This is a genomic window from Microbacterium esteraromaticum (assembly GCF_014084045.1).
GTDB classification, from domain to species: Bacteria; Actinomycetota; Actinomycetes; order Actinomycetales; family Microbacteriaceae; genus Microbacterium; species Microbacterium esteraromaticum_D.
Window position 1 is genome coordinate 1,303,510 of sequence record NZ_CP043732.1, and the last position, 12,064, is coordinate 1,315,573.

The 12,064-nt window shown below is 69.3% G+C and carries 13 protein-coding genes; 8 read left to right on the forward strand and 5 right to left on the reverse strand.

Annotated elements, in window-relative coordinates; genetic code table 11:
• The first annotated feature begins 63 nt into the window (after window positions 1-63).
• From FVO59_RS06260 to FVO59_RS06270, 3 genes are read left to right on the forward strand one after another with little or no spacing between them, the layout of a single operon-like run.
• The gene (locus FVO59_RS06260; RefSeq protein WP_182255765.1) at window positions 64-1,398 is read left to right on the forward strand and encodes a quaternary amine ABC transporter ATP-binding protein; all 1,335 of its coding nucleotides are present in this window, start codon (window positions 64-66) and stop codon (window positions 1,396-1,398) included.
• A complete protein-coding gene (locus FVO59_RS06265) occupies window positions 1,398-2,324 on the forward strand; it encodes an ABC transporter permease (protein WP_182255767.1) in 927 nt (308 codons plus the stop codon). The genes FVO59_RS06260 and FVO59_RS06265 overlap by 1 nt, the downstream gene beginning before the upstream one ends.
• 51 nt (window positions 2,325-2,375) lie before the next feature.
• Window positions 2,376-3,287: a glycine betaine ABC transporter substrate-binding protein gene (locus tag FVO59_RS06270; RefSeq protein WP_182256545.1), complete on the forward strand. Its 912-nt coding sequence runs from the start codon at window positions 2,376-2,378 to the stop codon at window positions 3,285-3,287.
• 204 nt (window positions 3,288-3,491) lie between these two features.
• Here FVO59_RS06270 and FVO59_RS16405 read toward each other — a convergent pair whose 3' ends face one another.
• From FVO59_RS16405 to FVO59_RS06285, 4 genes are all read right to left on the reverse strand, one after another.
• A complete protein-coding gene (locus FVO59_RS16405) occupies window positions 3,492-3,578 on the reverse strand; it encodes a hypothetical protein (RefSeq protein WP_259363522.1) in 87 nt (28 codons plus the stop codon).
• Window positions 3,575-4,402: a Gfo/Idh/MocA family protein gene (locus tag FVO59_RS06275; protein WP_259363475.1), complete on the reverse strand. Its 828-nt coding sequence runs from the start codon at window positions 4,400-4,402 to the stop codon at window positions 3,575-3,577. The genes FVO59_RS16405 and FVO59_RS06275 overlap by 4 nt, the downstream gene beginning before the upstream one ends.
• Before the next feature lie 148 nt (window positions 4,403-4,550).
• Window positions 4,551-5,399, reverse strand: a complete 849-nt coding sequence (locus FVO59_RS06280) for an SMP-30/gluconolactonase/LRE family protein (RefSeq protein WP_182255769.1) — start codon at window positions 5,397-5,399, stop codon at window positions 4,551-4,553.
• Window positions 5,396-6,247, reverse strand: a complete 852-nt coding sequence (locus tag FVO59_RS06285) for a hypothetical protein (protein WP_182255771.1) — start codon at window positions 6,245-6,247, stop codon at window positions 5,396-5,398. The genes FVO59_RS06280 and FVO59_RS06285 overlap by 4 nt, the downstream gene beginning before the upstream one ends.
• 220 nt (window positions 6,248-6,467) lie before the next feature.
• On the opposite strand from FVO59_RS06285, the gene FVO59_RS16795 reads away from it, so the two are divergent.
• From FVO59_RS16795 to FVO59_RS06295, 3 genes are read left to right on the forward strand one after another with little or no spacing between them, the layout of a single operon-like run.
• Window positions 6,468-6,626, forward strand: a complete 159-nt coding sequence (locus tag FVO59_RS16795; protein ID WP_524538373.1) for a DUF8730 family Cys-rich protein — start codon at window positions 6,468-6,470, stop codon at window positions 6,624-6,626.
• A 4-nt stretch (window positions 6,627-6,630) separates the two neighbouring features.
• Entirely contained in the window at window positions 6,631-8,322 is a 1,692-nt protein-coding gene (locus tag FVO59_RS06290; protein WP_182255773.1) for an FAD-dependent oxidoreductase, read from the forward strand.
• Window positions 8,319-8,585, forward strand: coding sequence for a metal-sensitive transcriptional regulator (locus tag FVO59_RS06295; RefSeq protein WP_182255776.1), 267 nt, complete (start codon window positions 8,319-8,321; stop codon window positions 8,583-8,585). The genes FVO59_RS06290 and FVO59_RS06295 overlap by 4 nt, the downstream gene beginning before the upstream one ends.
• A gap of 127 nt (window positions 8,586-8,712) precedes the next feature.
• Here FVO59_RS06295 and FVO59_RS06300 read toward each other — a convergent pair whose 3' ends face one another.
• Window positions 8,713-9,414: an SGNH/GDSL hydrolase family protein gene (locus FVO59_RS06300; protein ID WP_182255778.1), complete on the reverse strand. Its 702-nt coding sequence runs from the start codon at window positions 9,412-9,414 to the stop codon at window positions 8,713-8,715.
• A gap of 255 nt (window positions 9,415-9,669) precedes the next feature.
• Between FVO59_RS06300 and FVO59_RS06305 the strand changes: the two genes are divergently transcribed.
• Together FVO59_RS06305 and FVO59_RS06310 are read left to right on the forward strand one after the other, a co-directional pair.
• Complete coding sequence (locus FVO59_RS06305; RefSeq protein WP_220465704.1) at window positions 9,670-10,686, forward strand: dihydrodipicolinate synthase family protein; 1,017 nt, start codon at window positions 9,670-9,672, stop codon at window positions 10,684-10,686.
• Window positions 10,687-10,732: 46 nt separating this feature from the next.
• Window positions 10,733-12,007: an ABC transporter substrate-binding protein gene (locus tag FVO59_RS06310; protein WP_182255780.1), complete on the forward strand. Its 1,275-nt coding sequence runs from the start codon at window positions 10,733-10,735 to the stop codon at window positions 12,005-12,007.
• Window positions 12,008-12,064 lie beyond the last annotated feature (57 nt).

Below are 12,064 nucleotides of genomic sequence, written 5' to 3' on the forward strand. Positions count from 1 at the left end.
CACCCGGGCGTAACCGAAGCGGCCCGCCGAGACCCGAAGAAGTCGGTGGGCAACGGGGGAAACGTGTCCGAAACCGCTCTTGAAGCGCGCAACATCTACAAGGTCTTCGGCCGGAATCCGCAGCAGGCCGTCAAGCGTCTGAAAGCCGGTGAGACCCGCACCGAGGTGCAGGACGTCGGCACCGCCGCCGTGATCGACGCGAGCTTCACCGTCAACCGCGGTGAGATCTTCGTCATCATGGGCCTGTCCGGATCCGGCAAGTCGACCATCATCCGCATGCTCAACGGCCTGCACGACGCGACCGCGGGAAGCATCACGATCGGCGGCGACGCGATCACGGGCATTCCGGCGTCGCGGCTGCGCGACATCCGTCGCGACCGCGTGTCGATGGTGTTCCAGCACTTCGCACTGCTGCCGCACCGCACGGTCGCCGCCAACGTCGCGTACCCGCTCGAGCTGAAGGGAGTCGGCAGGACGGAGCGACTGCGCAAGGCCGACGAGATCCTGGCCCTCGTGGGCCTGGAGGGCTGGGGCGACAAGCTGCCCAGCGAGCTCTCCGGCGGCATGCAGCAGCGCGTCGGCATCGCCAGGGCGCTCGCTGCAGACACCGACATCCTGCTCATGGACGAGGCATTCAGCGCCCTCGACCCGCTGATCCGCCGTGAGATGCAGGAGCAGCTGGTCGAGCTGCAGGCCAAGCTGCAGAAGACCATCGTGTTCATCACGCACGACCTGAACGAGGCGATGTTCCTCGGCGACCGCATCGCCGTGATGCGCGACGGCCGCATCGTGCAGATCGGCACGCCCGAAGACATCCTCACCGACCCCGCCAACGACTATGTCGAGCAGTTCGTGCAGGACGTCGACCGCGCCCGCGTGCTCACGGCCTCGAACGTCATGGAGCGCCCGCGACCCGTCGTCGCCGAGTCGGCCGGCCCCCGCACGGCGCTTCGCCAGATGCGGGATGCCTACATGTCGGCGACCTACGTCGTCGGCCGCGACCGCAAGCTCGTCGGCATCGTCACCGACCGCGACGCCGTCAAGCTGGTCCGCAAGGGCGAGTCGTCTCTGGCATCCATCCTCAAGCCCGTGCCGCAGGTGGTCGACGAGAACGAGGTGCTGATGAACCTGTTCATCCCGTCGGTCGAGTCGCCCCTGCCGCTCGCGGTGACGGATGCCGAGGGGCGCCTCACCGGTGTGATCCCGCGCGTCACCCTGCTCGCAGCCCTCGGCCCAGGGCCCGGCGCGACCGGCGAGCTGACCCTGCCGCTGAACCCCATGCCGCAGGCCGTGATCGATGAGGTGCTCGCCGAGGCGAGTGCCGTCACCGAGGCGGCCGCGGAGGACTCGACCACCGCCGGCACAGCCGGTGCCGCCGACACCGAGGAGGTGCGCTGATGGACTTCCGCATCCCGATCGGAACCTGGGTCGCCGCCTTCGTCGACTGGGTCAAGGACAACCTCGACGGACTGCTCGACGGCGTCGCCTTCGTCTTCGGCTGGCTGGTCAACGGCCTCACCATGGGACTGCTGTCGGTGCACTTCGCCGCGATCATCGCGATCGCAGCCCTCATCGCGTGGCTGGTGCGCTCGTGGCAGCTCGCGATCGGCACGGCCGTCTCGCTGCTGCTCATCGTCGGCATGGATCTCTGGGTGCCTGCCATGCAGACCATGTCTCTCGTGCTCGTCGCGACCGTCGTCGCCGTGCTGATCGCGGTGCCGCTGGGCATCTGGTCGGCGCGCAACGCGACCGTTCGCACCCTGCTCAAGCCCGTGCTCGACTTCATGCAGACGATGCCGGCGTTCGTCTACCTGATCCCCGCCATCGTGTTCTTCGGCATCGGCGTGGTGCCCGGCATGGTCGCGACCATCATCTTCGCGCTGCCTCCCGGCGTCCGGCTCACCGAGCTCGGCATCCGCGGCGTCGACAGCGAGACGGTCGAAGCGGGTCACGCGTTCGGCGCGAAGCCGGGGCAGATCCTGCGCGGCATCCAGCTGCCGCTCGCGATGCCGACCATCATGGCCGGCATCAACCAGGTGATCATGCTCGCCCTGTCGATGGCGGTCATCGCCGGCATGGCGGGCGCCGACGGCCTCGGAAAGATGGTCGTCGAGGCGATCTCGACCATCAACATCGCCAAGGGCGTCGAGGCCGGGCTCGGGGTCGTGCTGATCGCGGTCTTCCTCGACCGCGTCACCGCAGCACTCGGAACCCCGGCCGAGAACCATGCGTCGCTGCTCGGCATCATGGCTCGTCGCCGCGACGCGCAGCGCCGAGCCGCGGCATCCGTCCCGGCTCCGGATGCCGCACTGCAGCCCGCCTGAGACCCGCATCCCGCAACACCCGCAATCACCTATACGCAACAGAGAGAGAACATCGTGAAGAAGAAGATCACAGCACTCCTGGCCATCGGGGCCATCGGCTCGCTCGCACTCACCGGCTGCGCTCCCGGCGGCGCCGGAGGCACCGGCGGCACCGGCGGCGGCGACGCCGAGGGCTCCACGGGCGACAAGGGAACCATCACGCTCGGCTTCCTGCCGTCGTGGACCGACGGTCTCAGCACCGCGTACCTGCTCGAGAACAAGCTCGAGGAGCTCGGCTACGACGTCGAGATGAAGACCCTCACCGACGCCGGCCCGCTGTACACCGGTCTCGCGCAGGGCGACGTCGACATCTACCCGTCGGCCTGGCCCGAGCTCACCCACGCCGAGTACATGGACGAGTACGGCGACGACATCGAAGACCTCGGCACGTACTACGAGAACGCGAAGCTGACCATCGCGGTGCCCGAGTACTCGTCGCTCACCTCGATCGACGACCTCAAGGGCAAGGGCGCCGACTACGACGGCAAGATCATCGGCATCGAGCCGGGCGCGGGTCTCACCAAGCAGACCACCAAGATGCTCGGCGAGACAGGTCTGAACAGCGAGTACGAGCTGATCACCTCGTCGACGGCCGCCATGCTCACCGAGCTGAAGAAGGCGACCGATGCGCAGGAGGACATCGTCGTCACGCTGTGGCGTCCGTTCTGGGCCAACGACGCGTTCCCCGTGAAGGACCTGGAAGACCCGAACGGCCTGATGGGCGAGTCGGAGGGCCTGCACTTCCTTGGCACCAAGGGCTTCGCCGAGGAGTTCCCCGAGGCGGCCGAGCTCATCGAGAGCATCCAGCTGGACGACGAGCAGTACGGTGCGCTCGAAGACCTCGTCGTCAACGAGTACGGCGAGGGCAAGGAGCGCGAGGCCGTGAAGGCGTGGCTGAAGGAGTACCCCGACGTGATCAAGTGATCTGATCGCGTTCTCCGCTGCACCACCTGCGGCGGACTTCGCACGGATGGGAGGAGCTTTCCCCGCGAAAGCTCCTCCCATCCGTGCTTTCTCCTCCGGACGAGGGCTGGACCGAGAGCGCCGTCTGAGTGCGCGACCGCAGACATGTGCTCGTGCGCCCGCTGGGCCTGCGCGATTCCTCACCCCTGCAGGGGTGAGGCGCGGTCAGAACGTGACGGGACGCCTTCCCGCGAGGGATGCATAGGCGGCATCCACCAGGGCGACCGCGGCCAGCCCGTCTTCGGCCGTCACGCGCGCGTCGCGGCCGGTGCGGATCGCGTCGGCGAAGTCGGCAAGCTGCGCACGGTACGGCTCTGGCCCGATCGGGTCGACGTCGGTGTCGTGACGCAGGATGCCATCGGAACCGGCGACCTCGACCGTCGACCGGAACGGCGTGCCCGGCTCGAGCCAGTCGGCGCGCAGGTGGCTGATCGCACCGTTCGCGTGCGTGAGCGCGACGTGCGCCGAGACCGGCGGCGACACCCGGCCGCCGACCGCGGGGGATCCTGCGTGGCCGACACCTCGACGACGGATCCCGCCAGCCACAGCGCCTGGTCGATGTCGTGGATCATCAGGTCGCGGATGACCCCGCCGCCGGCATCCTCGGCATAGAACCACGCCGAGTCGGGAGCGGCGACCGTGCGGCGGAAGGTCAGCTCGGTGAGCCTGCCGACCGTGCCGATGCGCGCGTGCAGGTCGCGATAGCCCTCGAAGTACCGCACGACGTGCGCGGGGAAGAGCCTGACTCCGGCCTCATCCGCGGCGTCGATGAGCGATCGCGCATCGGCGGTGCTCACTGCGAGCGGCTTCTCGCACACGACGTGCCGACCGCGGGCGAAGGCCGCGCGGGCGATGCCGAGGTGCGTCGAGGTGGGGCTGATGATGTCGACGACGTCGACCGCACCGATCAGCTCGTCGAGACCCCCGACGATCCGGATGCCGTAGCGGTCGGCCAGCGCCTCGGCATCCGTACGGCGCAGGATGCTCACCTGAGCGCCCAGCGCGAGCCAGCCCTCGATGTGCGGCGGCGCGATGCCACCCGCTCCGACGATGCCGACCCGCAGCGTGTTCTCCATGCGCCCGAGCCTACGACCCTCACCCGCCGGCGACACCCCCAGGTATCGCCGACACCCCCAGGTATCGCCGACACCCCCAGGTATGGCCGTCCCCACCTGGGGGTGTCGGCGAGAACCAGGGGTGTCGGCGAAGACGAGGAACGGGCGGTCAGCCCGCGAAGGGGAGGGGCGGGAGGCCCCGGATGCCGAGGTCGGCCGCGAACAGCGATCCGGCGTCGGTGCCGTGGTCGGGGTCGAGGCCCTGTGCCGACGTCGTGATGAACAGCGTGCTCAGACCCGGCCCGCCGAACGTGCAGGCGCTCACCTGCGGCACCGGCAGCCGGATGCTCTCGATCAGACCCCCCGATCCGTCGTAGCCGTGCACGGCGGATCCGCCCCACAGCGCCACCCACACGCTGCCGTCGGCCGCGACGCACAGTCCGTCTGGTGCGCCGACCTCGGAGGGGACCGAGACGAACGGCCGTCGGTTCACGAGGTCGCCATCCGAGACGTCGAACACGTCGATCCGGCCGGTCGCCGTGTCGGCGTAGTACGCGTGAGAGCCCTCGGACGTGAACGCGATGCCGTTCGAGATGGTCACCGACGGCAGCACGGTGCTGATCGAGAGGTCTGCGGCGATTCGCTGCAGCGACCCGCCGCCCGGCCTCTCGTCGTACGCCATGGAGCCCGCGAGCAGTCGTCCGTCGGGGTCGCAGCATCCGTCGTTCATCCGCACTCCGGGGTCGTCGCCCAGTCGTGCGACCGCGCGGGGCTCTCCGTCGGCCTCGTCGGCGAGATACAGGGTGCGGGCGCCGGCGGCCACGCAGCCGCCCGAGCGCCGCGGGCGCACGAAGGCGACGAACTCGTCGTCGACGTGCTGGCGGGTCACGCCGTCGTCGCGCAGCGTGAGCAGGTCGCCGGCGGCGGCATCCACCCACCGGAGCCCACTCCACGCAGCCGCCCAGACCGGACCCTCGGCGTGTCCTGCGATCGGGCCGGTGACGTTCTCGACCTTCATGTCCGCGGCTCGTCCCGATGCAGCGGCATCGGCTCCGGCCGGGGCTCGGCGACGGGCGCCGCAGAGCCGGATGCCGTGCTCGCGCGGGGCGCGGCGGAGCCGGAGCCCTGCGCCGGGCCGAGCTGTCCAGCGACCTTCTGCTCGAGCACGTCGACAGCCTCGTCGGAGAGCAGGATCAGGCCGTCGAGCTCCTCGCGCACCCGCTTGTAGGCCAGGTTGCGCTCGGCCTGTGTGGCGGCGTCGTCGAGGGCGACGGTGAGCAGGTGCCGGGCGCGGTCGAGGCGCTTGCGCTCGACCTCGCTGAAGTTCGCGTCGCGCAGGCGGCGGGCGTCACGCTCGGCGACGTCGAATGCGACGGCGTAGCTGCCGACCGCGTCGAGGTACTCGGCGATCTCGGATTCGCTGAGCTGGGCATCCGCCGACGCCGGCCGCAGGGTGTCGGCCGTCTTCTTCGCACGCAGGAAGGCGGCGGTCAGCGGCTGACGGCCGTCGCTCATGGCGGGGAAGGCGATGAGTTTGGCCACATCGAGCTCGTAGTCGAGCCAGCGGGCCGTGATCTCGTCGTGCTCGGCAAAGAGCTTCTCGAGCAGCTCGCGGGTCGCGTTGCGCTCGTCGGCCGCGGCCTGGCGTGCATTCTGCCTCGCCTGCAGGGGTGTGCCGCCGCGCGCGGCGAGCTGCGCGGCTTTGATCTCGCCCTTCAGGCGCAGGGTCTCGAGGCGTCGCTCGTGGCGGCGCTTCGAGGCGCGCTCCCACGACTTGCCGATGCCGCCGGCGACGCCCATCAGGGGGAAGGCGAGCCACCAGAAGCTGCCGACGAACTCCCCGACGCCGTTCCAGAACTGGTCCATGATGCGATCAGCCTAGTTCGGTGGCGGGCCCGGCCGAAGGCGAAGCCCGCTGGGGAGGAGTTCTCATGTTCAGACGGACGCCCTGCGCTGAATGCTTCCTCCTGTTGGGGAGTTCTCCTCCCCAACAGGCGCCGAGGCGAGCGTGGCCGGCTCAGGCTGCACACAGATACCCCCGGGGGTATCTCCTAAGCTGGTCCCGCACCCGAACGAGGAGACCACCATGTGCCGAGCAGTGACGTGCCGCCAGTGCGGCAAGACGACCTGGGCGGGCTGCGGCCAGCATGTCGACAGCGTGATGGCGGGCATCCCGTCAGGCGAGAGGTGCCGCGGGCACGAGAGGCGGTCCGGTTTCTTCGCCCGGCTGCTCGGAAAGGGCTGACCACGTGCGCGTCATCATCATCGGAGGAGTGGCCGGCGGGATGTCGGCTGCGACCCGCCTGCGGCGGCTCGACGAGCACGCCGAGATCATCGTCGTCGAGCAGGGCGACCACGTCAGCTTCGCCAACTGCGGGCTGCCGTACTACGTCGGCGGGGTGATCGCCGAGCGCGAGTCGCTGCTGCTTCAGACGCCCGCCTCGCTGCGGTCGCGGTTCGCCCTGGACGTGCGCACCGGCGCCGAGGCGGTGGGGATCGATCGGGATGCCCGCACCGTCAGCATCCGGGATGTGGCGACCGGCACGGTCGTCGACGAGCCGTACGACCACGTCGTGATCGCCACGGGCGCCGCGCCGCGCGCCGCCTTCGAGCAGCAGCAGGGCGCGCCGGTCGTCTCGACCCTGCGCACGATCGACGACGTCGATCGCATCACCGATGCGCTCGCCACCCTGCCCGACGCCGGCCGGGCGGTCGTCGTCGGCGGCGGGTTCATCGGCCTCGAGGCGGTCGAGAACCTCGTGCGGAGGGGCCTCGAGGTCATGCTCGTGCAGCACGGAACGCATCCGCTCAGCCCCCTGGACGTCGAGATGGCGGAGGTCGTCGTCGGCGAGCTCCGCGCCCGGGGCGTCGACCTGCGACTGCGCACGTCGGTCGAGTCGCTGGATGCCGAGGGCGTGCACCTCGACGACGGCACGACGCTCGTCGCCGACATCGTCATCGATGCCAGGGGGGTGCGCCCTGCGGCATCCCTCGCCGTCGGCGCCGGACTCGCCACAGGACCGACCGGCGGCATCGCGGTCGACGCGATGCAGCGCACCAGCGACCCGCGCATCTTCGCCGTCGGTGACGCCGTCGAGAAGGTCGACGCCGTGTCGGCCGAGCCGACGCTCGTCACCATGGCGGGCCTCGCGAACCGGCATGGGCGCATGGCGGCCGACGCGATCGCCGTCGACGCCGGCCTGCTCGACGGCCCTCCGGCCGACGGGATGCCCGCGCTCGGCACGGCGATCGTCGGAGTCTTCGACCTCGCCGTCGCGATGACGGGATGGAGCGAGAAGCGGCTTCGGGATGCCGATCGCCCCCACCGAGTGATCCACGCGCATCCCTCCGATCACGCCGGCTACTACCCGGGGGCCGAGCGGCTGACGATGAAGCTGCTCGTCGATCCTTCGTCCGACCTGATCCTCGGCGCGCAGGTGATCGGACGCCGCGGCGTCGACAAGCGCATCGATGTGATCGCGACCGCGATGCAGGCAGGGCTCACGGCGTCGCAGCTGAGCAGGCTCGAGCTCGCCTACGCGCCGCAGTTCGGATCGGCGAAGGACCCGGTGAACATGCTCGGCTACATCGCCGACAACGCGGCGTCCGGGCTGACCGGATCGATCCAGTGGCATGAGCTCGAGGCGGCTGTCGCCGCCGGGGCCACCGTGCTCGACGTGCGCAGCGCCGCGGAGCACGAGGCGGGCGCGATCCCGGGGAGCGTGAACATCTCGGTCGACGAGCTGCGTGAGGGCCTCGGCGGCCTGCCCGCCGGGGAGCTGATCGTGCACTGCCAGGTCGGTCAGCGTGGGCACACCGCCGTGCGTCTGCTGCGCCAGCACGGCCGCGACGCGCGCAATCTCGACGGCGGATACCTGACGTGGGCGGCGGGGACCAGGATGCTCGCCGCAGACCGCGCTCTTGAGAAGGAGTCCGCATGAGCACCGCACCCGATGAGGAGATCCGCAAGGTCGTGAATCGGCTCAAGCGCGCCCGAGGTCAGCTCAGCGCGGTGATCGACGCGATGGAGACGGATGCCGACTGCCGCGACGTCGTGATCCAGCTTGCGGCCGTGGGCAAGGCGATCGACCGCGCCGGGTTCGCGGTGATCGGCACGGCACTGAAGCACTGCATCACCGAGGACGCCGACGAGGGCGCGCCCAGCGTGCAGGAGCTCGAGAAGCTGTTCCTCACGCTCGCCTGACGCTCGGCCACCCGACCTGCTCGGGAGGAGTTCGCGCCCACGGGAGGACTCCTTCTGCTCAGGAGTCCTCCCGTGCGTGCGTTCTCCTCCCAGGCGGGCGGGCGCCCGTGCGGCGAGGGCGCCTTCGTCAGACCCGTGCGATGCGGTTCGCGAGGTCGGCGCGCACGCGATTCTGCGTGGGCAGCGGACGCAGGTCGAGAACGCTCGCGACCTCCGCGGCGATGACCGCATGCCCGGTGGCATTGGGGTGGAACGGGTCGTTCATCAGGCCCCACGGGATGCCGCCGGTGCGCCCCGTTCCGAGCTCGGCGAAGCGCGCGAAGTTGTCGACCAGGATCGTCTCGTGGTGATCGGCGACGTCGCGCAAGGCCTGTGCGAAGTCGGCGATCCGTGCGCGCTCCGGCGCATTCGTCACGTCGACCGCGGGCTGGGTCATCAGCACGGGGACAGCGCCGGTCTCGCGCACGCGTGTGACGAACTCGGTGAGCGAGGCCGCGAAATCGGCGGGCTCTATGATCGGGAACACCCCGCCCGTCGAGCAGTCGTTCGTGCCGACCATGAGGGTGACCACGTGCGGGCGCCAGGTGGCGACGCGACGGTCGAAGTCCTCGAGCAGCTGCACGATCCGCCAGCCGCTGATCGCGGTGTTGATCACGACGTCGCGCACCCTGGCCAGATCTCCCCGGATGAGCTCGTGCAGGTGGTCGACGTAGTTGCGCTCGCCTTGAGTGTGGATCAGCCCGTGCGTGATCGAGTCGCCCGTGAGCACCCAGTTCAGCGGTGTCTCGTCGTGCAGCAGTTCGCGCAGGCGGGTGAGGTCGGTGGTCATCGGTGTCCTTTCCGACAGAGGCGGTCGTCGGGGTGGTGCAGCATGACCGCGAGATGGGCTGATGAATACTCCAACGAGAATATTCCATCGGTGGGTTGACATGTCGGGATCATTCGGTAATTATCAAACCTAAGTGTTATAACTCAGTCGGTCAGCCCCGACTCGAGCGAACGGAAGTGGTGCTGGACTGTGGCAGTCGAAACCGAACGACGGGATCACGAGCGCGTGCGCTCTGCCCGGAGCCGCGCGGAGATCGTGGGACTCCTCCGCGAGGGGATGGTGATCCCCGCGATGCCGCTCGCCCTCGACGACCACCGGCGTTTCGCGCCCCGCCACCAGCGCGCCGTCGCCCGGTACTACGCAGCCGCGGGTGCGGGAGGCATCGCGGTGGGAGTGCACACCACCCAGTTCGAGATCCGTCTGCCGGAGTTCGGACTCCTCGAGCCTGTGCTCGCTGTCTCGGCCGAGGTGCTGCACGAGAATCCGTCGATGCTGCGTGTGGCAGGGGTCGCCGGTGATCGAGCTCAAGCGGTCGCCGAGGCCGAGCTCGCCGCCGCACTGGGCTATGAGGCCGTGCTGTTGTCTCCGCCGCGTCACCGGCAGCTCACCGATCAGGAGATGCTCGAGCGGGCCCGCGCCGTCGCCGAGATCCTGCCTGTCATCGGCTTCTACCTGCAGGAGGCGATCGGGGGCCCCCGGCTCTCGGCCGGCTTCTGGCGCTCGTTCGTCGAGATCGAGAACGTCGTGGCGGTCAAGGTCGCCCCCTTCGATCGCTACCGCACGCTCGACGTGGTCGAAGCCGTGCTGAACTCCGACCGGGCAGACGATGTCGCGCTCTACACCGGCAACGACGACAACATCCTCGGCGACCTCTTCACGCCGTTCGAGACGCCGCGCGGCACCCGCTGGTTCGACGGAGGGCTCCTGGGCCAGTGGGCCGTGGGAACGCGCGCCGCCGTGAAGATGCTCGACACCGTGCACGCAGCGCGCCGGGGCGACGCGGCTGCGGCGCGGGCCGTCATCCGCTCGGCACCGCAGCTGACCGCTGTGAACGCAGCGGTCTTCGATGTCGCGCACGACTTCCGAGGATGCATCGCCGGCGTGAACGCCATCCTGCACAGGCAGGGCCTTCTGCCGAGCATGCTCTGCCTTGACCCGGAAGAAGTCCTGTCGCCGGGGCAGCAGGCGCTGATCGATGACGCTTTCGCACGCTACCCGTGGGCCGGGGACGACGAGTTCATCCAGGCCCACAGACACGAATGGCTGAAGTAACACGCGACGCCGCACTGGAGCGGCGTGCCGACCGATGGAGGAAGACATGAAGGGCATTCACCGGCTGAGCGCCATCGCGGGGATCGGAGCGCTCTTCGCGCTCACGGCCTGCGCCGGAGGCACGGTCAAGGGCGGAGACCCGAACGGCTCCGATGAGATCGTGCTGCGGTACGGGATGTGGAACGTCAACCAGGAGCCGACGTTCCGCGCCATGGCAGACGCTTTCGAGAAGGCCAACCCCGGAGTCACGATCGAGATCGAGCTCACGCCGATCAGCGAGTACTGGACGAAGCTGCAGACCTCGCTCCAGGGCGATTCGGCACCTGACGTGTTCTGGATGAATCACCTCAACCTGCCCCTGTACGCCAGCAATGGCGTGCTGGCCCCGCTGGACGACGTGATCGAGGCGGAGTCCATCGACCTGGGCGAGTATCCGGAGTCGATCGTCGAGAAGTACACCTGGGATGGCGCGCAGTACGGACTGCCCCAGGACCTCGACACGATCGGCCTCTGGTACAACAAGCAGCTCTTCGATGCCGCCGGTCTCGCCTACCCGACGGCCGAATGGACGTGGGACGACGTGAAGACCGCCGCTGCGGCACTCACCGACCCGGCGAACGGCGTCTTCGGCATCGCGGCGAGCGTCGATTCGCAGTCCAACTACTACAACACCGTGTATCAGGCGGGCACCGAGGCGCTCTCGGCCGACGGCAGCAGCAGCAACTGGGACACGGCCGAGGCGAAGGCTGGCATCGAGTTCTGGCGCCAGTTCATCGAAGCGGGACACTCTCCCGGCGTGGCGCAGCTGGCCGAGACGCCCGCACACCAGCTGTTCCCGAGCGGCAAGCTCGCGATGTACTACAGCGGCACGTGGAACGTCGGTCCGTACACCGACGATGCTGCGCTCGCATCCATCGTCGATGTGGCGCCCCTGCCGGCCGGCGCCAGAGAAGGCGTCAGCGTGAACTCGCTGGTGTCGGCCGTGAACGCGAAGTCGCCCAACCTCGAGATGGCCGCCAGGTTCGCCGCGTTCACCGCCTCGGAGCAGGCGGCGCAGATCCGCATCGACGTGCAGGACAAGGCCCCGGCCTTCGGAGACAAGTGGCGGGACTGGGCCGAGGGCTCGCCCTTCGCGCTCACCGAGCTCTACGAGGAGTCCCTGGGAGCCGCGTTCGCGCTGCCCGCCACCCTCAACACGCCGAAGTGGACGAGTCTCGAGGTCGACGCGATGACGAAGATCCTCGGTGGCGAGGTGCCTCTCGACGCTGGTCTCGCTCAGCTCACGAGCGACATCGACGCAGTCCTCGCTGAAGAGCGGTAGTGCTATCGCGGTGGGGTCGGGCAACCCGACCCGGCCCCACTCTCTGAGAACGGAGAA

Coding starts and splice junctions, on each gene's coding strand:
- FVO59_RS06275 (WP_259363475.1), bottom strand. CDS start 4,402: ATGGAGAACACGCTGCGGGTCGGCATCGTCGGAGCGGGTGGCATCGCG.
- FVO59_RS06265 (WP_182255767.1), top strand. CDS start 1,398: ATGGACTTCCGCATCCCGATCGGAACCTGGGTCGCCGCCTTCGTCGAC.
- FVO59_RS06280 (WP_182255769.1), bottom strand. CDS start 5,399: ATGAAGGTCGAGAACGTCACCGGCCCGATCGCAGGACACGCCGAGGGT.
- FVO59_RS06285 (WP_182255771.1), bottom strand. CDS start 6,247: ATGGACCAGTTCTGGAACGGCGTCGGGGAGTTCGTCGGCAGCTTCTGG.
- FVO59_RS06300 (WP_182255778.1), bottom strand. CDS start 9,414: ATGACCACCGACCTCACCCGCCTGCGCGAACTGCTGCACGACGAGACA.
- FVO59_RS16795 (WP_524538373.1), top strand. CDS start 6,468: ATGTGCCGAGCAGTGACGTGCCGCCAGTGCGGCAAGACGACCTGGGCG.
- FVO59_RS06310 (WP_182255780.1), top strand. CDS start 10,733: ATGAAGGGCATTCACCGGCTGAGCGCCATCGCGGGGATCGGAGCGCTC.
- FVO59_RS06295 (WP_182255776.1), top strand. CDS start 8,319: ATGAGCACCGCACCCGATGAGGAGATCCGCAAGGTCGTGAATCGGCTC.